Raw genomic sequence first — 22044 nt, forward strand, 5'->3', positions numbered from 1 at the left:
TCGAAACGCGCCGAGGCCCCGGCCCTCGCTATATCTGAAGTCACATCGCCGCTTAGATCCGCCGTCACAGCGGCAGCGAGGTCTCGCCCATCAGAAACTGGTCGATCGAGCGCGCCGCCTGCCGGCCTTCGCGGATCGCCCACACCACCAGCGACTGGCCGCGCCGCACATCGCCGGCCGCGAACACCTTGTCGACGGAGGTGCGATAGCTCTTCTCGTCGGCGAGAATGTTGGTGCGCCGGTCCTGCTTCAGCGCGCCGCCGAATTCCTTGACGAAGGTGTCTTCCAGCGGTCCGGAAAAGCCGATGGCGATGAAGGCGAGATCGGCCTTCAGGATGAATTCCGTGCCTTCGAGCGGCTGGCGCTTTTCATCGACGCGGGCGCATTTCACCCCGGTCAGAACGCCGTTCTTGCCGACGAATTCGAGCGTCGCCGCCTGGAATTCGCGCTCCGCCCCCTCCGCCTGGCTGGAGGAGGTGCGAAGCTTCGTCGGCCAATACGGCCACACCAGCGCCTTGTTCTCCTTCTCCGGCGGGCAGGCGCGGATATCGAGCTGCGTGACGGAGATCGCGCCCTGGCGGAAAGCCGTGCCGACGCAGTCCGAGGCCGTGTCGCCGCCGCCGACCACCACGACATGCCGGCGTCCGGCCCAGATGTCGTCGGGATGATCGATCTCCGGCACCGGCTCGCCGTTCACGCGCCGGTTCGACTGGATGAGATAGGGCATGGCGTAATGCACGCCGGTCAATTCCATGCCGCCGATGCCCGGATCGCGCGGCCGCTCCGAACCGGTGGCGATCAACACGGCATCATGCTCGTCGACGAGCTCCTTCATCCGCTTCGTCACACCGATATTGACGCCGTAATGGAAGATGACGCCTTCGCCTTCCATCTGCGTCACGCGCCGGTCGATATGGTATTTTTCCATCTTGAAGTCGGGGATGCCGTAGCGGCAGAGCCCGCCGGCCTTCGGCTCGCGCTCATAGACATGCACGTCGTGGCCGACGCGCGCGAGCTGCTGGGCGGCCGCCATGCCGGCCGGTCCCGAGCCGATGATGGCGATGCGCTTGCCGGTCTTTCGCTCCGCCGGCTGCGGACGGATCCAGCCTTCCTGAAACGCCTTGTCGGAGATCGCCTGCTCCACCGTCTTGATGGTGACCGGCACGTCTTCGATGTTGAGCGTGCACGCCTCTTCGCAGGGCGCGGGACAGATGCGGCCCGTCCATTCGGGGAAATTGTTGGTGGAATGGAGGTTGCGCGCGGCCTCCTCCCAATCGCCCTGCCAGACGAGATCGTTCCAGTCGGGGATCTGGTTGTGCACCGGGCAGCCCGTCGGCCCGTGGCAATAGGGAATGCCGCAATCCATGCAGCGCGAGGCCTGCCGGCGCACCTCCGGCTCCGGCAAGGGCAGGACGAATTCCTTGAAATGCCGGATGCGGTCGGACGCCGGCTGGTAGCGCTGTTCCTGCCGATCGATCTCCAGAAAGCCCGTGACTTTAGCCATAACTACGCTTCACCCGTCATTCCCGCTGCCGCCCCGCACTCGTCGTGCCGAAAGCCCGCCGCCGGAGATCCCGATCCGGTCAGGCTTCATGCCGCAGCCTTTTTTGGATTTCCAGTTCCGCCTGGCGGGCAAATGCCCGCAGATCGGCCCCATGCCCCTACTCGCGCCGCCCTTGCTCGCGTGTCTCTCGTGGCGCGCTCCGCACCTGTCGTGATGGGCCGGCCTGGCGCCGGCCCCGACCTTTGCCTCACTCCGCCGCGATGCGTCGCCCGCCGCCCATGCGGCGTTCTTCCATCTCGACGAGGGCACGACGATATTCGACCGGCATCACCTTCACGAATTTCGGCCGGAAGTCCGCCCAGTTCTCCAGGATGTGCTTGGCACGCTTGGAGCCCGTGTAATGGTGATGGTTGGTGATGAGCGTCAAAAGCCGCTCCTCGTCATGCGTGTTCATGTTGGAGGAGACGTTGACGCGGCCGTGCCATTCCATGTCGCCGCCATGGTGGTGCAGCTCTTCCAACAGCGCCTCTTCCTCCGGCACCGGTTCGAGCTCGACCATGGCGAGGTTGCAGCGCCGTTCAAACGAGCCGTCCTCGTCGAGCACATAGGCGATGCCGCCCGACATGCCGGCCGCAAAGTTGCGGCCCGTCTCGCCGATGACGACGACGATGCCACCCGTCATGTACTCGCAGCCATGGTCGCCGCAGCCTTCCACGACCGCGATCGCCCCGGAATTTCTGACGGCGAAGCGCTCGCCGGCAACGCCGGAGAAATAGCACTCGCCCTCGATGGCGCCGTAAAGCAGCGTGTTGCCGACGATGATCGCCTGCTCCGCCGGAAGCTGGAAACCCTCCGCCGGCCGCACCACGATGCGCCCGCCGCACAGCCCCTTGCCGACATAATCGTTGGCGTCGCCTTCGAGGTCGAAGGTCACGCCGCGGGCCAGGAACGCCCCGAAGGACTGGCCGGCCGTTCCCTTCATCTTCACCACGATCGTGTCGTCGGGCAGGCCCTCATGGCCGTAGCGCTTGGCGATCTCGCCCGACAGCATGGCGCCGACGGAACGGTCGAGATTGGCGACCTTCACATCGATCTGTACCGGTTCGCCGCGTTCGAGCGCGGGCGCTGCTTCCTTGATCAGCTTGCGATCGAGCACCGTCTCGATCGGATGCTCCTGGCGCCTTGTCCAGCGGACCTCGTCGTCAGGCGCGTCCTGGCGATGGAAGAGCTTGGAGAAATCGAGCCCCTTCGCCTTCCAGTGCTTGATGAGCGGCATCGTGTCGAGACGGTCGGAGCGTCCGACGAGCTCTTCGAGCTTGCGCACACCCATCGCCGCCATGATCTCGCGCACCTCTTCGGCCACGAAGAAGAAGTAGTTGATCACATGCTCCGGCGCACCGCGGAAGCGCTTGCGCAACACCGGATCCTGGGTGGCGACGCCGACCGGGCAGGTGTTGAGATGGCATTTGCGCATCATGATGCAGCCGGCCGCAATCAAAGGAGCGGTCGAGAAGCCGAATTCGTCGGCGCCCAAGAGCGCCCCCACGATCACGTCGCGTCCGGTCCTCAGCCCTCCGTCGACCTGCAGCGCCACGCGCGAACGCAAGCCCTCATGCACCAGCGTCTGATGGGTCTCGGCAAGGCCGATCTCCCAGGGCAGACCCGCATGCTTGATCGAGGTGAGCGGCGAGGCGCCCGTGCCGCCGTCATAGCCGGAAATGGTGATGTGGTCGGCGCGCGCCTTGGCGACACCGGCCGCAACCGTGCCGACGCCCACTTCCGCAACGAGCTTCACCGACACGTCGGCCGCCGGATTGACGTTCTTCAAATCGAAGATGAGCTGCGCCAGATCCTCGATCGAATAGATGTCGTGATGCGGCGGCGGCGAAATGAGGCCGACGCCCGGCGTCGAATGGCGGACTTTCGCGATCACCGCGTCGACCTTGTGGCCGGGCAGCTGGCCGCCCTCGCCGGGCTTTGCGCCCTGCGCCACCTTGATCTGCATCATGTCGGAATTGACGAGATATTCCGTCGTCACGCCGAAGCGGCCGGAGGCGACCTGCTTGATCGCGGAACGCTCCGAATCCCCGTTCGGCTTCGGCACGAAGCGCTCCGGCTCCTCGCCGCCCTCGCCGGTGTTCGACTTGCCGCCGATCCGGTTCATGGCGACCGCAAGCGTCGTATGCGCCTCGCGCGAGATGGAGCCGAAGCTCATCGCGCCGGTCGCGAAACGCTTCACGATCTCCGCCGCCGGCTCCACCTCTTCCAGAGGCACCGGCTCGACATCCATGGACTCCGCCTCGCGGATGCGGAAGAGCGAGCGGATCGTCAGCCGCTTCGCCGCCTCGCCGTTCACCATCTCGGAGAAGGTGCGGAAGCGGTCGAAACCTTCGCCGCGCACCGCATGCTGCAGATGCGCCACGGCGTCCGGCGTCCACACATGGTCTTCGCCGCGCATGCGGAAGCCGTATTCGCCGCCGACTTCGAGCGTGCGCCTCAGAACCGGGTCGTCGCCGAAGGCAAGGCGGTGGCGCCGTGCCGTCTCCTCGGCGATCTCTGCAAGACCGACGCCTTCGATCATCGTCGCCGTGCCGAAGAAGAAGCGGTCGACGAAGGCCGAAGACAGGCCCACAGCATCGAAGATCTGCGCGCCGCAATAGGATTGGTAGGTGGAGATGCCCATCTTGGACATCACCTTCAAAATTCCCTTGCCGACGGATTTGATGAAGCGTTCCACCACTTCGCGCGCATCGACGACGTCTGGGAAGTCGCCGCGCTCATGCATCTGCGCCAAAGTCTCGAAGGCGAGATAGGGGTTGATCGCCTCGGCGCCGTAGCCGGCGAGCACCGCGAAATGATGCACTTCGCGCGCCTCGCCCGTCTCCACCACGAGGCCGACCGAGGTGCGGAGCCCCTTACGGATCAGGTGATGGTGCACGGCCGCCGTCGCCAGAAGCGCCGGCATGGCGATGCGCTGCGGGCCGACCAGGCGGTCCGACAGGATGATGATGTTGTAACCGTCGAGCACCGCCCGCTCGGCGCGCTGGCACAGCCGGTCGAGGGCGTCTTCCATGCCGTCGGCGCCGAGGCTCGCATTGTAGGTGATGTCGAGCGTCTTCGTCTGGAAATGGTTGTCGGCGATGTCACCGATGCCGCGGATCTTTTCGAGATCGGCATTGGTGAGGATCGGCTGACGCACTTCGAGCCGCTTCCTCTCCGACAGGCCTTCGAGATCGAAGAGGTTCGGCCGCGGCCCGATGAAGGAGACGAGGCTCATGACGATTTCCTCGCGGATCGGATCGATCGGCGGGTTCGTCACCTGGGCGAAGTTCTGCTTGAAATAGGTGTAGAGCAGCTTCGGCTTGTCGGAGAGCACGGAGACCGGCGTATCCGATCCCATCGATCCGATGGCCTCCTGACCGGTCACCGCCATCGGTGCCATCAGGATCTTCAGGTCTTCCTGCGTATAGCCGAACGCCTGCTGGCGATCGAGCAGCGAGGCAGCCGTCGTCGGCGCGCGCGAGGCAACCTCCGGCATGTCTTCCAGAACGATCTGCGTGCGGGCGAGCCACTGGCGATAGGGATTGCCCTCCGAAAGCCGCGCCTTCAGTTCGCCGTCGTCGATGATGCGGCCTTCCTGAAGGTCGATGAGCAGCATCCGACCCGGCTGCAGCCGCCATTTGCGCACGATCGAGCTTTCGTCGACCGGCAGGACGCCGGCCTCGGACGCCATGATGACGAAGCCGTCGTCGGTCACGACATAGCGCGCCGGCCGAAGCCCGTTGCGGTCGAGCGTGGCACCGATCTGGCGCCCGTCGGTGAAGGCGATCGCCGCCGGCCCGTCCCACGGCTCCATCAGCGCCGCATGGTACTGGTAGAAAGCCCGCCGCTTCTCGTCCATCAGCGGATTGCCGGCCCAGGCCTCCGGCACCAGCATCATCGCCGCATGGGCGAGTTCGTAGCCGCCGATGGTCAGGAATTCGAGCGCATTGTCGAAGCAGGCCGTGTCCGACTGCCCCTCATAGGAGATCGGCCACAATTTATCGATGTCGGAGCCGAGAAGCGGCGAGGAGATCGACGCCTGGCGGGCCGCCATCCAGTTGACGTTGCCTCTGAGCGTGTTGATCTCGCCGTTATGGGCGACCATCCGGTAGGGATGGGCGAGCTTCCAGGACGGGAACGTGTTCGTCGAGAAGCGCTGATGCACGAGGGCGAGCGCCGAGGCGAAGCGCGGATCCGAAAGATCCTTGTAATATTCGCCGAGCTGATGGGCGAGGAACATGCCCTTGTAGACCGCGGTGCGGCTCGACATCGAGACGATGTAGAAGCCTTTGTCGCGTCCGTCGCTCTCGTGGAAGATGCGGTTGGAGATCACCTTGCGCAGAATGTAGAGGCGGCGCTCGAAATCATCGCCCTCGAGCCCGTCCGCCGCGCCGATGAACACCTGCCGGTGCACCGGTTCCGCCGCGCGGATCTTCTGCGCCTTCGACAGGCAGGAATTGTCGACCGGCACGTCGCGCCAGCCGAGCACCGTCTGGCCTTCCTCGGCCACCACCTGTTCCACGACGCCTTCCAGATGCCGGCGCAGCTCCGCGTCCTGCGGCATGAAGATGACGCCGACGGCATAGCGGCCGAGCGGCGGCAGCGAAAAGCCGTGGGCCTCTGCCTCGCCGCGGAAGAACGCGTCCGGCAGCTGGATGAGCATGCCCGCCCCGTCGCCGACCTCGGGGTCGGCGCCGACAGCGCCGCGATGCGTCAGATTGTGGAGGATCTTGAGCCCGTGCTCGACGATCGTGTGCGAAGGCCGCGCCTTCAGATCGGCGATGAAGCCGACGCCGCAGGCATCGCGCTCGCCGCGCGGATCGAGAAGACCTTGGCCGGCAGCCGGCGTTTTTCGCGTTCCGCGCACGCGCTCCGCGCGCTCAAACGCCTGCGCCGCTGCGCGCATCCGCTCGCTCTTGAGGTGAGGTTCCATCGTCACGGCCTGCCTCCGCCATCTCGCCCCGCACCGAAACCCTTCGTCTCGGGGCACCTCTTCCGTTCGGGTCGCACGCCTCGTTCAGGACATGCGGCTCGAGCAATCGGCTTAACGCCTAAGCTCACACTTATACTGGTTGGGCACATTCGGGTTGAGCGGAATGCCCTTCGCTCGGCCCTTTAATGCCCCGTCTTCGTCGTCGGCGATCTCGGGACCGGCGCCCTCCACCAACTAGGACAGAAGACCTGTCCTATTCATTCACCATCTCAAATTTTGCAAGAGACGACAAGTCGACTCTCCGCACCGTTCAAAGGCCGAACGGAGCTGTTGCGTCGTCGCCGGTGCCGCTGGGTGAAATCCGTAGCAAGCTTCGCCGTCGCTGAGAGAAGCTTCACGGCCGCGGCTGGGCAGCTTTCGCCAACCGTCTATGCCAGACTTTCGCGCCTCGTCAAAGGAGAGATGGGACTTCGCCAAAATTCCCCGATCCTGAATGACTTCTCCTGCCGCGTTCCTCGCGGGCTCGTCTGTCAAAGGCCGAGGCGGAGACTTGGCCGGCCGCGCGGGAGCCTGCGGCCGTGGTCGGGCTTTCGCACATCACCTTGAGGAAGGCGCCGGCAACGCCGCCCGAAGCAACAGAGAAACAGCCCCGAAACAACCAAGAAACATCGAGAAAAACCGCCCGCGATCGACATAACTCTCCACGCCCCCGTTCCTGCCGCGAAAACCTCGAAACGGCTGGCCCCCGAGCGCCCGTCCCGGCGTCGCAGGCTACCGCACCCCCTTGCGCCAGACGCGCGCCGGCCCTAAGCCGCCAATATGCAGTTTGCCAGCGACAATTGGTCCGGCGCAGCGCCGGAAATCGTAGAAGCGATCGCCCATCAGGCGGCCGGCCATGCCGATGCCTATGGGGTGAGCGCCCTCGACCGCGCCGTCGAAGACCGCTTCAACGCGCTTTTCGAGCGGGAAGTGGCCGTCTTCTTCGTCGGCACCGGCACCTCGTCGAACGCGCTCGCGCTCGCCGCCGTCAACAAGCCCGGCGGCGCCGTCTTCTGCCACCGCGAAAGCCATATCGTCGTCGACGAATGCGGTGCGGTGGAATTCCAGACGGGCGGCGCCCGCCTGATGCAGCTCGACGGCCCGCTCGGAAAAATCGATCCGGGCGAGTTCAAGGATGCCGTGTCGCGCTTTTCACCCGATTTCGTGCATGCCGGCCAGCCGATGGCGCTGTCGCTGACGCAGGCGAGCGAGGTCGGCACCATCTATACGCGCCAGGAGGTCGAGGCGCTGACGGCCATCGCCCATGAGCGCGGCCTTCCCGTTCACATGGACGGGGCGCGCTTTGCCAATGCGCTCGTCAATCTCGGCGAAAACCCGGCCGACATCACCTGGCGCCAGGGCGTCGACATTCTTTCCTTCGGTGGCACCAAGAACGGCTGCGTCTCCGCCGAAGCGCTCGTCTTCTTCGATCCGAAGATGGCGGCCGAGCTTCCCTATCTCAGAAAGCGCGCCGGCCATCTCTTCTCCAAGACCCGCTTCATCGCCGCCCAGTTCCAGGCCTATCTCGCCGACGATCTGTGGCTGCGGCTGGCCGCCCACGCCAATTCTATGGCCGAGCGCCTGCGCGCCGGCATCGAAAGCTCCGACGAGGCGCGCCTCGCCTGGCCGAGCGAGACCAATGAGAGCTTCGCCTTTCTGGGACGCGAGCGGGCGAACTTCCTGCGCAAGGCCGGCGCCGTCTTCCTGGAATGGCCGCGCCCGCACGGTCTGAAGATGGAGAAAGGCGAAGACGAAATCCTCGTGCGCCTCATCACCAATTTCCAAACGAGCGAAGACGAGGTCGACCGTTTCGTCGAACTCCTCGGCGCCGATCTGCGGGCGTAGCCGCAGATCCGCCGCTCGCGGCTCGCGCAATCGGACCACAAAAAATCCTGCCAACAAAAAAGGCGCCCCTCGCGGGGCGCCTTCGACCGATGACTGGAGGTCGGGTCGGGGGGTGTCAGGCGGCCTTGCTGGTCGCGATCGACGCATCGATCTGCTTTTCGGATTTGTCCGAACCGCTGATCGCGATCTTGCGCGGCTTCATGGCCTCCGGGATCTCGCGCACGAGATCGATGTGGAGAAGGCCGTTCTCAAGGGTCGCGCCGGTCACCTCGACATGGTCGGCGAGCTGGAAGCGGCGCTCGAAGGAACGTGCCGCGATCCCGCGATAGAGAATTTCGCGGTCGCGCTCGTTTTCGTCCTCGTTGCGCTGCGCCTTGATCGTGAGAATGTTCTCTTTCGATTCGATGTCGATATCGCGCTCGCCAAAGCCGGCCACGGCCATCGTGATACGGTAGGCGGTCTCGCCGGTCCGCTCGATGTTGTAGGGCGGGTAGCTCTGGCCGCCGTTTTCCGAGCCTGCCATGGAATCGAGCATGTTGAACAACCGGTCGAAGCCGACGGTCGAACGGTAAAGCGGGCTCAAATCATACTGACGCATCTGAAGTCCTCCATTGAAGCGACATTCTGAGAGGGAAAAGACGGCCTCTTTCAAAAGCCGATCCGCCCTTTCCGCGGGACCCTTTCGGCGTCCCGATTGAGAAATGGGAACTCCCAAAATCCCTTTCAAGCCTTTTCGTGCAGCTCTTGAAAATCGCAGTTTCCCGGGCTTTTGCCGCTGAACGCCAGATGAACGGCCGGTTCTGAACGAGTTCAGTGAGCTCCGCCTAGTCTCCAAACATCGATGGAGGGCAGCCCCTCCGCATCACTGAGGAGACGAAGCCATGAAACTCAACATTCTCGCCGCCGCCGGTCTTGCGACGCTCTCGTTCCTGCCGCTCGCAGCGGGTGCCAGTGCCGCGCCGATCGCCGCCACCGGCCAGGCCGGCATTACAGTCGAGCGCAGCGACGCCGTCACCAAGGTCGATTATCGCGGCCGCGGCTGGCGCCATCACGAGCGGCGCTGGAACCATAAGCTCAGCACGCACCGCATCTCGCGCAAGCTGCGCCGCCAGGGCTTCACCCCGGTCCGCTATTTCGACACCCGTGGTCGCGTCTATTCGCTCGCCGCCCGCGGCCGGCGCGGCGCCCCGGTCATGCTCCGGGTCAACGCCTATAACGGCCATGTCATCAGCGTGAACCGCATCGGCCCCAAGCACCGCCGTCACGACGGTCGCCACCACGGCGGCTGGCGTCACCGCTAAGCCCATGACGGCTCCGGCAACCCTCGACGGAGCTTCAGAGATCGGGCGCTGCAACTGCCCCCTCCAGCGTCCGGTGACGGAGCCGGCGGCCTTCGGGTCGTCGGCTCCCCTTTTTGGGGCACCCCATCGGGGACCAACGCCACTGCTTGCCGCCCGACCCACTTCCCAGTATCAGCGCTGCGGGAGGCGCAGCCTTGGCCATTCTGTTTGAAACCGAGCAAAATCCGATCCCGGACGGCACGAACGCCGAATTCGTGCTGACGCCCGATGGCCGCAAGCTGCGCACCGCCTGGTGGCATCCGGCGGCTTCGGCGAAGCGGGGCACGGTCCTCGTCCTCCACGGCCGGGCGGAATGCATTGAAAAATATTTCGAGACCGTCACCGAATTGCGCCGCCGCGGCTATTCCGTCGTCACCTTCGACTGGCGCGGCCAGGGCGGTTCCTCGCGCAGCCTGCGCGATCCGAGAAAGGGCCATGTCGACGATTTCTCCGAATATCTCGTCGATCTCGAAACGGTGATGCGCGAGGTGGCGCTCGCCCGCTGCCATCCGCCCTACAACATCCTCGCCCATTCGACCGGCGCCGCCATCGCGCTCCTTTACGCCGCGCGCGCCCGCACGCAGGTGGAGCGCATGGTGCTGACCGCGCCGCTTCTGGCGCTTTCAGGCGGGCGCACACATTTTCTGCGCGTCGTCACGGGCATCCTGAATTATCTCGGCCTCGGCGAGATGTATGCCGGCCCCTTCCGCGGCAATCTCGTTCAGCTCCGCCCCTTCGAGGGCAACCGCGTCACCTCCGACAAAAGACGCTATGAGCGCGTCCGCGAATTGATCGAGGCGCATCCCGAGCTCGGCCTTTCCGGCCCGACCTTGGCCTGGGTGCATTCGGCCCTGCGCGCGGCGGAATTTCTCGCTCTGCCGGAATTTGCCGAACGCGTGCCGCTTCCCGTCCTCATCGCTATGGCCGGCCAGGAGAGCATCGTCTCCAACCGGGCGATCGAAGAGTTCACCATGCGCATCAAGACCGTCGGCAATGTCCGCATCGCCGGCGCCATGCATGAGATCCTTCAGGAGGACGACCGCTACCGCGAGATCTTCTGGGCCGCCTTCGATGCCTTCATCGGCGAGCCCGACGAGGCCTGGCGCGCCGTGTTCACGTCGCCAGGAGCGCCTCCACCTCAGGCGTGAGACGTGTGTCGCCGAGCGCCAGGATCCGCCCGCCGCCTGCCGCCGGCCCGCCGGTCCAGCTCGTCACCGCGCCGCCCGCACCTTCGATGATCGGGATGAGCGGGGCGATGTCGTAGGGCTTCAGCCCGGATTCGACGACGCAATCCATGCCGCCCATCGCCACCATCGCATAGGCGTAGCAATCATAGCCGTAGCGCGTCAGCCGCGCCCGGGCCGAGAGCCTCTCGAAGGCGGGTCTCTCCGCTGCGGTGAAGATGTTGGGGTCGGTCGTGGAGATATGCGCGTGGTCGAGCGCCGCGCAGGCGCGCACCTTGATCGGCCGCGTCTCACCGCCGCGCGCCAGAAAGCTGCCGGTCTCGGCCGAGCCGAAAAAACGCTCGCCGATATAAGGCTGCGACATCATCCCGGCCGCGGGCTTGCCGTCGATCAGAAGCCCCGTGAGGCAGCCCCAGAGCGGCAGGCCGCAGATGAAGGCGCGTGTGCCGTCGACGGGATCGAGGATCCACACATGCGAGCGGTCCGCGCCTTCGGCGCCGTATTCCTCGCCGATGATGCCGTGCTCGGGATAGGTCTTGCGGATGAGGTCGCGCATGGCGCGCTCGGCGCCGCGATCGGCCTCCGTCACCGGGTCGAAGCCAGCCGCAAGCTTGTTGTCGACGGCGATCGCGGAGCGAAATCGCGGCAGGATCGCATCGGCCGCCACGTCGGCGAGACGGTGCAGGAAGGGAAAAAAGCTTTCCATGGAATGCATAGCAGGGTTGCCGTTTTGCCACTGTATGGGAAAAGTTGTTTCGAATCAGAGGGTTGATGAATTACCCAAAACGTTTGCATTGCCGCTCAGGGTGACTATATCGGAACCCGACGGGCAATCGGTGCCGTAAGCCTCTTGCATCTTGTGCAAAGCAGCATAGATTGTGCGTTGCGATACGTTGTATCGCAGCCCTCATTGGGCGTTTCCTCCCTAGACTTGGCCGCACCTCGGTGCGGCCATTTTTCTTTCTGCCCATGCCGTTTTCGAAGGCATGGCGCGCCGGGAGGCAGACCGTTTCGAAGCCGCATCCGCACGAGAACCTGTCACGATTTATTCGGCCGCCTCGTCGAAGGCGATCGGCGGGGTGATCGAGACGCCCATCAGGGCCTCGGCCAGATCCTCCACGAGAGCCTGCACGCTCTCGAACCCGTCGTGAAGGCGGATCGCCTCTTCGTTCATGTAGAGCCCCCGGTTCACTTCCACCTGCATCACATGCAGTCCGGCCTGCGGACGCCCGTAATGCTCGGTGATGAAGCCCCCGGCATAAGGCTTGTTGCGGGTCACGCAATAGCCGCGCCGCCGCAGCATCTCCACCGCCCGATCGGTGAGTTCCGGGGCGCAGCTTGAGCCGAAACGATCGCCGATGACGAAATCCGGCCGGATGCCCGGCGCGGCGTTGCGCGCCGACGACGGCATCGAATGGCAATCGACGAGAACGGCGTAGCCGAACTGCGCGTGAATGGTCGCAAGCCGCTGCCGGAGCGCCTCGTGATAGGGCACATAGACCCTGTCGATGCGCTGAAGCGCTTCGGCGAGCGCGATCGGCCCGGCATAGATCGGCCGGCCTTCGGAGACGATGCGCGGCACCGTGCCGAGCCCGCCCACCGCCCTGATCGATCGGCTGTTGGCGTAGCCCGGAAGCGGCTCGCGAAACATTTTCGCCTCGAGCTCGTAGGGCTCGCGGTTCACGTCCACATAGGCGCGCGGATAGACGGCGGAGAGAAGCGGCGCCCCGCGTTCCGCGACGCCCGCAAACAGCATGTCGATCATGAAATCTTCCGAACGCCGGATCTCCGTCGCATCGAGCTGCGACTGGGCGAGAAAGCTCTTCGGATAGAAGCGTCCGCTATGCGGGGAATTGAACAGGAAGGGCGAGACCGGGTCGGAGCGACCCAACAGGCTGAAAGGCCGCAGGGGCGGCAGCTCGTCTCCCACGCGCTCGTCCATCAAAATCCTCTTGTCATATGCGGATATGTTGCCGATCTGCCGCGCCCCTGTCCATAACGAACCGGCCCCGTCATTGTCTCCGGGCCGCTTACCCGATATTTACCGAGCGGGCTCACAACGGACGGGTTCAAGACGGAAGGCGCTGGAGAAGCATGCGAGGTCGAATCCTGCTCGCCGAAGACGACGAAGACATGCGTCGTTTTTTGACCAAAGCTCTCGAACATGCGGGTTATGACGTTCTCGCGTTCGACAATGGTCTCTCGGCTTACAATCGATTGCTCGACGAGCCTTTCAATCTGCTTTTGACCGACATCGTCATGCCGGAGATGGATGGCATCGAGTTGGCGCGCAAGGCGTCCGCGCTCGATCCCGATCTGCGAATCATGTTCATCACCGGCTTTGCCGCGGTCGCTCTCAACCCGGACATGGCCGCGCCCCAGGATGCGAAAATCCTGTCGAAACCGTTCCATCTGCGCGACCTCGTCAACGAGGTCGATCGCCTGATCGCGGCCTGACAGACGGGCCGGCGGCGCTGGGGCCGCAAACAATATCTTGAAGCGGGGTCAAGAACTCTGCCCGCAGGGCCTTGCACGGCCGAAACGCAGAGGATATATCCCCGCGAGTCGCCTTCGGGCGGCACCCCTTTGGAAGGGCGCGTAGCTCAGCGGGAGAGCACTACGTTGACATCGTAGGGGTCACAGGTTCAATCCCTGTCGCGCCCACCATTCCATCGAAAAAAACTCAAGTCTTTGTTCCCGCCGCCGACATGTCCGCGGCGGCCTCGGCCCGGCTTGCTGCTCCCCTTGCTGCCCCCCTTGCAGCCATGGCGGCAGAGCGCTCCGTCAGCCACCAGATCAGCGCAAAGAGTGCCACCAGCGTCAGGCCCGCCAGCGCCGGAAGCGCATCGGCTTTCGCCACGTCCCCCGCCCCATCCGTCGCCAGCAATTGCGGCACCGCCTCGACGAGCCAATAGCCGCAGGTGATGAAGCAGAGCGCAAACAGCGCCCCGATGGCGCCCTTCCCCGCCGTGCCGAGGAGATCGGGCAGAAGCAGCGCCAGGCCGACCCCGAGGAGGCTCAGATCATAATCATAGGCGTATGGGGTGATGAGGAGCGAGGCGACCACCGTCACACCGAGGCTCTGACGCAAGGTGAAGGCCCCGAACGTCACCCGGGCGATCGCGGCCAGCGCCAGAAGCGCCACCAGCCCCTGCGCCACGAAGGCCGGCGCCACACCGAGCCCGAAACTGCGCGCCGTCGCATAGATCGACACCATGCGGTGGAGCGGAAAGAACCCCTCTTTGAGAAAAATCCCGGTCTCGCGCGTCGCCTCCAGAAAGGCGGCCCAGATGCCGACGCCGAAGCAAAGCGTCGCGGCGAGACAGGCGGCCGCCACGGTGAGTGCGGCAGCCACCGCCGCCGCGACCCGCCGGGCAAGCAGCGTCCTGACCGCAAGGCCGGCGGCAAGGTGTGGCTTGATGATCATCAGCCCGAGCGGCACGCCCGCCTGCCATCGCCGCTTCTCGAAACCGAGGCAGGAAAGCGCGATCAGCGCGCCCGTCAGAAAGCCGTTCTGCCCGCCGCTGATGCCGATCCCAAGGGCGGGAAAGATCAAGATCGCCACCAGAGCGAAATTTTCGCCGGCGAGCCGCTTGAGCGCGAAAAGATAGAGCGCGAGCGAGCCGCCGACGAAGACGAGATAGGCGGCACCGGCCGGCAGAAGCCCGAGCGGCGCCACGACGAGGTCGAAGGGCGGCGGATAGGCCCAGGTCATGAAATCGAGGCCGCCGCGCGCCTGAAGGAGCGGCCAGAGGCTGTCGAAGCGGTAAGCCTCTTCGAGCCGCCCCGCCCAGACGAGGCGTGCGACCAAGTGGAACATGTCGAAATCGACGAGCCGCGCCGGCCCGTCCGCCTCCGCAGCTACCGAAAACCGATAGGCGCGGCCGAGCGTCGCCACCGCGAGAAGCGCCAGAATGAGAGGCTGATAGCGCCGGAAGCGGGCGCCGATCTCCTGGCCTGCCGGCATCTCACCGCCGCTCATCGTCGGCCTCCCGGCCACTGCATCCGCTGCATTTCCGCGCCTGCATCTCCGCCCCCTGAATCCCCGGCACGCCTCTCACCGCCGGCTTTTATGCGGACCCCGCCGTTAACACCGGCCTATCGGCGCCAGGCCCAAGGACGAACGCGCGGGCCTGACCAAGAACGCCGCCAGGAACACCGCCAGGAACAGGAGAGAAAACAGCCGCGAAAGGCAGAGACAAACTGTCCGCTGCCACCGTATGACGAGTCAGGCTAGGTTGACACTCCGGCCATGGGGCTGTCGCATGGCCATGAGGGGGCTCGCCGATCCGGCGTCGCTGCGCTTGCAGAGCGAGAGATCGTCTCTGCAGCAACCGATGCCTAACGGATGCGCCCCCTTTCTGCTGCCGGTCGCGAGCCTGCTTGCGGCCCGGAGCCTCGGTTGGCAATCCAGCGACACCGCGGGTCGCCTGGAACATGGGAGATTGAGATGGTCCTCACCTTATTCGGGGTGATCTTCAACCTAGTCGGTATTCTTCTCGTAATGCGCTACGGCATCGGCTTTCAGGCGCAGAAGCCCGGCATGCCGGAGCCTCGCCCGCCGCAAAACGACGAAGAGCAGGCGATCCTCGAGAACATTCGCCGGGCCGGCCAGTTCGGCATCGTGATCCTTATCCTCGGCGCCTTCCTCCAGATCCTGGGCATCTTCTACAGCTGAGCCGAACGTGCGCGGCTTCGAGCATCTGCACCCTGAGATCGCCCCAGTGAGCATCTGCCTGCCGGGCAACAGCCCTCAGGCGCTCGCGCGCACCGGCCAGTTGCGGCCGATGAGGTCGTCGACAGCCTCCAACGGCAGCGGCTCGCTGTAATAGAATCCCTGACCGAGTTGGCATCCGAGCTCGGCGAGCTTCTCGCCGAGCGCCAGCTCCTCTATGCCCTCCGCCGTGGTGTCGATGCCGAGCGCCTGGCTGAGATGCAGGACCGCCTCCACGATCGCCTGCCGGTCTTCGCTCTCTAGCATGCCGGCGATGAAGGAGCGGTCGATCTTGAGCGTGTCGAGATGCAGTTCGCGCAGATGATAGAGCCCGGAATAGCCGGTGCCGAAATCGTCGAGCGCGACGCGTATGCCGGCCTTGCGAAGCGCCGCAAGCACGGCCTTCACCTCGTCCATGCGCTCCACCAGCGCCGTTTCCGTGAGCTCCACCTCCAGCCGGTGCGGTGCAAAGCGGGCGCGCGCCAGGATGTCGAGGAGCTGGCTCGGCAGGGCCGGATCGAGAAGCTGCACGGGCGCGAGATTGATCGATAGCGTGAAGCTCGACGGCCATGCGACCGAGGCTTCCATCGCCTGCTCCAGAAGCGCGAGCGTCATGCGGGTCAGCTTGCCGCTGTCCTCCGCCATGGCGATGAACCGGTCCGGCAACAGCACGCCCCTTTGCGGATGCAGCCACCGCGCCAGCATCTCGAAGCCGACGATCCCGCCCGTCTTGAGGTCGACGACCGGCTGCAGATAAGGGACGATCTCCCGCCTCGCCAGCGCCTCGTCCATCTGCTGCTCGAGCTCGATGCGCTCCAGGAGAGCGGAATCCATCCCCGCTTTGAAGAAATGGAAGCTGCCGCGCTCTTCCGCCTTCACATGGTACATGGCGATGTCGGCGTTGCGCAAAAGCACGTCAGCGGCTTCTCCGTCGTCGGGATAAAGCGCCACGCCGACACTCGCGCCGATGCGCATGCTGATGCCGCGCACGCGGATGGGCAGCGCCATGTCGTGGACGATCTTGTGGACGAGCCGCAGGAGCTCGTCGCTTTCGTCCTCATATTCGAGAAGCGCGGCGAATTCGTCGCCGCCGAAGCGCGCCACCACGCCGCGGCCGGACGCAAGCCGCGTCAGCCGCTCGGCAACGATGCACAGAACCTCGTCGCCCATCTGGTGCCCGTGCAGGTCGTTGACCGGCTTGAAGCGGTCGAGATCGATGATCAAGACGGCAAGCCGCCGTCCGCTATCTTGCGCGGCGATCACATGGCTTTCGAAGATCTCGAACAGCCGTCGGCGGTTGGGGAGCCCGGTCAAAACGTCGTGCCGAGCAAGGCGCTGCGCCTCGCGTTGGGCGGTATCCTTGGCCGCCATCTCCTGGCGCAGCTGCACCACCCGCCAGATGGCGACGCCGAGCAGGATCAGCGTCATGATGACGGCCGTCCCGAAAATCTCGTCGAGCTGCCAGGATTCGTGGTGGCGGCTGAAATCGTACAGCGCCTCGAAGAAATCGTAGCTGAGGCTGAAGGCGTAGCCGACAGCGGCAGCCGCAGCGATGATCAGAAGGGTTCGGATCACGACCCTGCTCCGGTCTGGCTCCTGAACGTCGGCGGGGGATGGCCGGGGCTCGGAGCGAAAACTGTTACGCTGCATAAGACCTCAAGGTTGCACAATTCTAACAACAGTCAAGCCCCACCGCCAATTCTCAATCTAGACGTGTATATCGCAGAAAAAGGTTTGCCGCTTCTGAATCGTGCGATCGCCACAGGCCACCCGGCGGCACCCGCAGGGCGCTGATCGGCGCCGCGCCAGGCCGGCGCGGGCGCTCAGCTCTTGGATGCGTGGTCCGGCTTGCCCTTGCGGCCGCCTTTGGCGAAATCCTCGAGCTCCTTTTCATCCATCGATTCGTACATCGACTTCGAGGCGCCTTTGAGATCGGATGTCCTGGTCTCGCCGCGCTTGGCGGAAAGCGCCGCCCCGGCGGCCTTTTGCTGGGCTTTCGACTTGGCTGGCATTGCGACATCTCCTGACGAGGTTTCCCAGGAAACGTTCATCGGGCTCGATGGTTCATTCGGCTGAAACCGAATTATCCCCCGCCTGCAAGCACTTGCCCGCCATCGACCGTCACCGTCGTGCCGCTCACATAGGCGCTGGCCTTTGAGGCGAGAAACAAGAGCGCCCCGTCGAGATCGCCCTCCTCGCCGAAGCGGCGCATCGGATTTTGTTTGACGATCGCCTCGCCCGCCGGGCTTTGCAGGAAATCGCGGTTGATCTCCGTCAGAAACCAGCCCGGCGCGATCGCATTGACGCGAATCCGATACCGCGCCCATTCGAGCGCCAGCGCCTTGGTGAGGTGGATGAGTGCGGCTTTCGAGGTCGCATAAGGCGCCGTCCCTTTCGAGACAGCAAAGCCGAGGACCGAGGCGATGTTGACGATGGCGCCGCCGGTCTCCGCCTTCGCCATGCGCTCTGCGGCCGCCTGCGCCACGAAGAACGCCGCGTCGAGATTGGTCGCCATCACCTGCCGCCAATGCTCGCGTTGAAGCGAGATGGCGGGACCCGCCGGCGCGATGCCGGCATTGTTGACGAGGACCGTGACGGTCCCGAAACGCGCCTCGGCGGCCTCGAAGGCGGCCGTGAGGCTCGCCTCATCGGTGACGTCGCAAGCGACCGCGAGCGCCGCGCCGCCTGCCCCCACGATCTCATCTGCAAGCTCTTCGAGCTTGTCCTGGCGCCGCGCCGTCAGCACCACCTTGGCGCCGTTTTCAGCCAGCACCCGCGCAAAGCGCCGCCCGAGCCCCGATGAAGCGCCGGTGACGAGCGCCACCTGTCCTTTCAGATCGAAGAGCTCGTCCGCGCGCATGTGATCCCCCTGGAGCTATGGCCGCTCTAATGCCCGTAGAGCTTGAGCGGCAGCCAGGTTGCCACATCCGGCAGGAACCACAACAGGACGAGCGCGAAGACCTGGATGCAAACGAACGGAACGATCCCGCGATAGATGTCGGTGGTGCGGATATCGGGCGGCGCCACGCCCCGGAGATAGAAGAGAGCGAAGCCGAAGGGCGGCGTCAGGAATGAGGTCTGCAGGTTCACCGCCATCATGATGCCGAGCCAGACCGGGCTCATCGTGCCGCCGCCCGGCATCTCCATCTGCAACAGGATCGGCGCCACGATCGGCACGACGATGAAGACGATTTCCAGGAAATCCAGAAAGAAGCCCATCACGAACATGACGAGCATGACGAGAAGGATCGCCGCGAGCGTGCCGCCCGGCAGCGCGGTCAGAAACTCCTCGATGAAATCGGCCCCGCCGAGACCGATGAAGACGATCGAGAACATGCGCGCGCCGATGATGATGGTGAAGACCATCGCCGAAATCGCCATCGTCGACTGACAGACGGCCCCAAGCACCCGCTCGCGGTTTTCATCGCGCCACGTGAAGGTGCGCCAGAGCGCCATCACCACGCCCCAGGCAAGACCGAGAGTGAGCACCACCGCCGCCCCGATCGCCACCCATTCCTCGACCGAAACGACGCTCCTTTGCGAGCGCAGATCGTAGAACGAGGTGAGGAGGAGAAGGCCGGCCATGCACACAACGCCGATCAGGATCGGCCCGGCGCGGCGCTCGTCGCGCTTGTAGCCGGCGAGCATCGTCGCGCCGATCGCACCGACGCCCGCAGCCTCCGTTGGAGAGGCGAGCCCGATCAAAATCGAGCCGAGCACGGCGACGATCAACAGAACCGGCGGGGCGAGCGCATGGATCACCTGACCCCAGAAAGCGAAGCCCGAAAGCTCGCCGAGTTCCTCTTGCGGGATCGCCGGCGCTTCGGCCGGATGGAGAAAGACGTAGATGATCTGATAGACGATATAGAGGCCGACGAGCATGAACCCCGGCAGCAGCGCCCCGGCGAAGAGATCGTTCACCGACACCGTGTCGGGCGCGAAAATCCCCATGGAAAACTGTGCGTTCTGATAGGCGACGGAGAGCTGGTCGCCCAGAAGCACGAGCACGATCGAGGGCGGGATGATCTGCCCGAGCGTGCCGGAGGCCGCGATCGTGCCGCAGGCGAGGCGCTTGTTGTAGCCGCGCTTCACCATCGTCGGCAGCGACATCAGCCCCATCGTGACGACGGTCGCACCGACGATGCCGGTGGAGGCGGCGAGAAGCGCGCCGACGATGCACACCGAAAACGCCAGACCGCCCGGCACCGACCCGAAGAGCCGCCCCATATTGTCGAGGAGTTCTTCCGCGATCCGCGATCGCTCCAGCATCACCCCCATGAAGACGAAGAGCGGCACGGCCACGAGCGTCTCGTTGGTCATCGTGCCGAAGATCGACTGCGGGAAGGCGGTCAGAAGCGACAGCGAGAAGACGTCGAAGGCGGAGCCGATGAGGGCAAAGCCGAGCGCGGTTCCGGCGAGCGTGAAGGCGACGGGAAAGCCGGCCGTCAACAGCCCGCAGGCCGCCACGAACATCAAGAGACAAAGAAGGAGCGGGTCGATCATGAACTTTGCCGATCGCCGGTTCTGCGGACGAGGCCCGTTTGGTTGCGTGAACTAGTGAACGCTGTCGCGCGCAATTCCAGCCGCCGTATAGCTGTCGTCATGCTCCTTGAGCGCCACGATGGCACGCAGCGCCATCGCCACCCCCTGCAGCCCGACGAGAATGGCGAAGACCCAGATGAAGGTCTTCAGCGCGAAGATGAGCGGCAGGCCGCTCACTTCCGTCGAACGCTCCAGGATGCGCCAGGAATTGCTGACATAGCCGAGCGACAGCCAGAAGGCCGCCACGCACACCGGCAGGAGCAGAAACAGCGCGCCGAAGAGATCGACGAGCGCCTTCTTGCGCGGCGAGGCCTCGCGGTAGAGGACGTCGACGCGCACATGCCCGTCCTGCAGGAGCGTGAAGCCGGCTCCGGTCATGAACAGGATCGCATGCATGTACCAGATCGATTCCTGCATCGGGATGAAGCCGATGGAGAAGACGTAGCGCAGGATGACGGTCGCAAACTGCACGAGCGCCGTCAGGACGGCGAGCCACATGACGGCGCGGCCGATGCGGTAGTTGAGACCGTCGATCACGGCGATGATGGCTTTCACGCTCTCTCCCCTTCAGGCGCAGCAGGCGGCCCGCCACATGCGCCTAAACCCTGCGCAGAAAACTGAAAAGGGGCGGGAGAACCCGCCCCGAACACCCTTCCTTCGAACGCGCCTATCGAACGCGCTTCGGCGTCAGGTCGCATCACCCGCGACCGAAGCCTCACGCGAAAGGCGTCAGCGCCCGTTTGTTGGCGTAACTCTGGTCGGAAATCTTCGTCCAGTCGATTGCCTTGGCACGGAAATCCAGGAACGCCTCGTAGACCTTCTTGGTCAGCGGATCGGAATTGCCCGCCTTGTCGAGAACGTCTTTCGCCGCCTTGCCGAATTCGCGGTAGATATCGTCGGAGAACTCCACGAGTTCCACGCCGTGATCGTTGACGAGTGTCTTCAGCGCCTGGCCGTTATGGGTGTTGTAGGACGACAGCGTCTCGTTGTTGACGGCATAGGCGATCGCCGTCATCAGGGTCTGGTCGCTTTCCGAAAGCCCGTCCCAGAACGGACGCGAAATCCCGAAGCTCAGAAGCGAGCCCGGCTCGTGGAAGCCAGGGTAATGGTAGTTCTTGGCGACCTTGTAGAGACCGAAGGCGAGGTCGTTCCACGGCCCCACCCATTCCGTCGCATCGATCGTGCCCGATTGCAGCGCCGGCAGGATTTCCGAACCGGCAAGCGTCACCGAGGTGCCGCCGAGCGCCGTAATGACGTCGCCGCCGAAGCCTGGAATGCGCATCTTCAGGCCTTTGAAATCGTCGACGGTCTGCATCTTTTTGTTGAACCAGCCGCCCATCTGGGAGCCGGAATTGCCGCCGGGCAGATGCTTGATGCCGAACTGGCCGCCGACCTCGTCCCACAATTCCTGGCCGCCGCCCTTCTGGATCCAGGCGTCGATCTCCGCCGGCATGAAGCCGAACGGCACGGCGCAGAAGAAGGAATAGCCGGTGAGCTTGCCCTGATAATAATAATCGGCCGAATGGTACATCTGCGCCGTGCCTTCCTGCACGGCGTCATTGCACTTCAAGGGCGGGACGAGCTCGCCGCCGCCATAGACCTTCATGGTGATGCGCCCGTCCGTCGCCCCGTCGATCAGGGTGGCGAACCGTTCCGGCGCCTCGCCGATGCCCGGAAAGTTCTTCGGCCAGGAGGTGACGCACGTGATCTGGATGCGGTTTTGCGACAGCGCCGGCGTGGCAAGGGTCGTGGCCGCGGCCGCACCGGTGCCAAGCCCGGCTGTCTTCAAAAACGAGCGACGATCCATGCTCTGTTTCCTCCCTTGGGTCGTCTTCTTTAGCGGGCGGGAAAACTTGCATTTTCGCCAAACTCTGTCCAGCGCGGCTCTCTGCGGCGAAGCG

Annotated in this window: 17 protein-coding genes and 1 tRNA gene; 6 read left to right on the forward strand and 12 right to left on the reverse strand. The window is 64.7% G+C overall.

What is annotated here, in order from left to right; translation table 11 throughout:
• Window positions 1-64: 64 nt before the first annotated feature.
• Together NYQ83_RS14720 and gltB are read right to left on the reverse strand one after the other, a co-directional pair.
• Entirely contained in the window at window positions 65-1504 is a 1440-nt protein-coding gene (locus NYQ83_RS14720; protein WP_261215578.1) for a glutamate synthase subunit beta, read from the reverse strand.
• A gap of 247 nt (window positions 1505-1751) precedes the next feature.
• Complete coding sequence (gltB, locus tag NYQ83_RS14725) at window positions 1752-6479, reverse strand: glutamate synthase large subunit (RefSeq protein ID WP_261216199.1); 4728 nt, start codon at window positions 6477-6479, stop codon at window positions 1752-1754.
• An 819-nt stretch (window positions 6480-7298) separates the two neighbouring features.
• Here gltB and NYQ83_RS14730 point away from each other — a divergent pair.
• Window positions 7299-8363 carry a threonine aldolase family protein gene (locus NYQ83_RS14730; RefSeq protein WP_261215579.1) on the forward strand — a complete coding sequence of 355 codons (1065 nt, stop codon included), beginning with the start codon at window positions 7299-7301 and terminating at the stop codon, window positions 8361-8363.
• Window positions 8364-8478: 115 nt separating this feature from the next.
• On the opposite strand, the gene NYQ83_RS14735 is transcribed toward NYQ83_RS14730, so the two are convergent.
• The gene (locus NYQ83_RS14735) at window positions 8479-8961 is read right to left on the reverse strand and encodes an Hsp20 family protein (RefSeq protein ID WP_128290620.1); all 483 of its coding nucleotides are present in this window, start codon (window positions 8959-8961) and stop codon (window positions 8479-8481) included.
• Window positions 8962-9244: 283 nt separating this feature from the next.
• On the opposite strand from NYQ83_RS14735, the gene NYQ83_RS14740 reads away from it, so the two are divergent.
• A complete protein-coding gene (locus NYQ83_RS14740; protein WP_261215581.1) occupies window positions 9245-9664 on the forward strand; it encodes a hypothetical protein in 420 nt (139 codons plus the stop codon).
• A gap of 194 nt (window positions 9665-9858) precedes the next feature.
• Window positions 9859-10851, forward strand: coding sequence for an alpha/beta fold hydrolase (locus NYQ83_RS14745; RefSeq protein WP_261215583.1), 993 nt, complete (start codon window positions 9859-9861; stop codon window positions 10849-10851).
• Here the strand turns inward: NYQ83_RS14745 and hisN are convergent.
• Window positions 10817-11602 carry a histidinol-phosphatase gene (hisN, locus tag NYQ83_RS14750; protein ID WP_261215584.1) on the reverse strand — a complete coding sequence of 262 codons (786 nt, stop codon included), beginning with the start codon at window positions 11600-11602 and terminating at the stop codon, window positions 10817-10819. The two genes, NYQ83_RS14745 and hisN, sit on opposite strands and share 35 nt — an antisense overlap.
• 330 nt (window positions 11603-11932) lie before the next feature.
• A complete protein-coding gene (locus NYQ83_RS14755) occupies window positions 11933-12829 on the reverse strand; it encodes an N-formylglutamate amidohydrolase (RefSeq protein WP_261215585.1) in 897 nt (298 codons plus the stop codon).
• Window positions 12830-12981: 152 nt separating this feature from the next.
• On the opposite strand from NYQ83_RS14755, the gene cpdR reads away from it, so the two are divergent.
• Both cpdR and NYQ83_RS14765 read left to right on the forward strand, forming a co-directional pair.
• Entirely contained in the window at window positions 12982-13344 is a 363-nt protein-coding gene (cpdR, locus tag NYQ83_RS14760) for a cell cycle two-component system response regulator CpdR (RefSeq protein WP_092813218.1), read from the forward strand.
• A gap of 135 nt (window positions 13345-13479) precedes the next feature.
• A tRNA-Val gene (locus NYQ83_RS14765) sits at window positions 13480-13554 on the forward strand.
• A 16-nt stretch (window positions 13555-13570) separates the two neighbouring features.
• Here NYQ83_RS14765 and NYQ83_RS14770 read toward each other — a convergent pair.
• On the reverse strand, window positions 13571-14869 hold the full coding sequence (locus NYQ83_RS14770) for a glycosyltransferase family 87 protein (protein ID WP_261215586.1): 1299 nt from the start codon (window positions 14867-14869) through the stop codon (window positions 13571-13573).
• 468 nt (window positions 14870-15337) lie between these two features.
• Here NYQ83_RS14770 and NYQ83_RS14775 point away from each other — a divergent pair, with 468 nt between their 5' ends.
• The gene (locus tag NYQ83_RS14775) at window positions 15338-15565 is read left to right on the forward strand and encodes a hypothetical protein (protein ID WP_128290615.1); all 228 of its coding nucleotides are present in this window, start codon (window positions 15338-15340) and stop codon (window positions 15563-15565) included.
• A 75-nt stretch (window positions 15566-15640) separates the two neighbouring features.
• On the opposite strand, the gene NYQ83_RS14780 is transcribed toward NYQ83_RS14775, so the two are convergent.
• The 6 genes from NYQ83_RS14780 to NYQ83_RS14805 all read right to left on the reverse strand — a co-directional run bounded on the left by NYQ83_RS14780 (window position 15641) and on the right by NYQ83_RS14805 (window position 21950).
• Complete coding sequence (locus NYQ83_RS14780; protein WP_261215587.1) at window positions 15641-17176, reverse strand: putative bifunctional diguanylate cyclase/phosphodiesterase; 1536 nt, start codon at window positions 17174-17176, stop codon at window positions 15641-15643.
• Window positions 17177-17424: 248 nt separating this feature from the next.
• Window positions 17425-17613, reverse strand: a complete 189-nt coding sequence (locus NYQ83_RS14785) for a DUF3008 family protein (RefSeq protein ID WP_261215588.1) — start codon at window positions 17611-17613, stop codon at window positions 17425-17427.
• A 71-nt stretch (window positions 17614-17684) separates the two neighbouring features.
• Window positions 17685-18461: an SDR family NAD(P)-dependent oxidoreductase gene (locus NYQ83_RS14790; RefSeq protein ID WP_261215589.1), complete on the reverse strand. Its 777-nt coding sequence runs from the start codon at window positions 18459-18461 to the stop codon at window positions 17685-17687.
• A 26-nt stretch (window positions 18462-18487) separates the two neighbouring features.
• Window positions 18488-20104, reverse strand: coding sequence for a TRAP transporter large permease subunit (locus NYQ83_RS14795; protein WP_261215590.1), 1617 nt, complete (start codon window positions 20102-20104; stop codon window positions 18488-18490).
• A 51-nt stretch (window positions 20105-20155) separates the two neighbouring features.
• Window positions 20156-20698, reverse strand: a complete 543-nt coding sequence (locus NYQ83_RS14800; protein ID WP_205649797.1) for a TRAP transporter small permease subunit — start codon at window positions 20696-20698, stop codon at window positions 20156-20158.
• 160 nt (window positions 20699-20858) lie between these two features.
• Entirely contained in the window at window positions 20859-21950 is a 1092-nt protein-coding gene (locus NYQ83_RS14805; protein WP_128290610.1) for a TRAP transporter substrate-binding protein, read from the reverse strand.
• Between the last annotated feature and the right edge of the window lie 94 nt (window positions 21951-22044).

It is taken from the genome of Afifella sp. JA880, assembly GCF_025379905.1.
Classification (GTDB): domain Bacteria; phylum Pseudomonadota; class Alphaproteobacteria; order Rhizobiales; family Afifellaceae; genus Afifella; species Afifella aestuarii.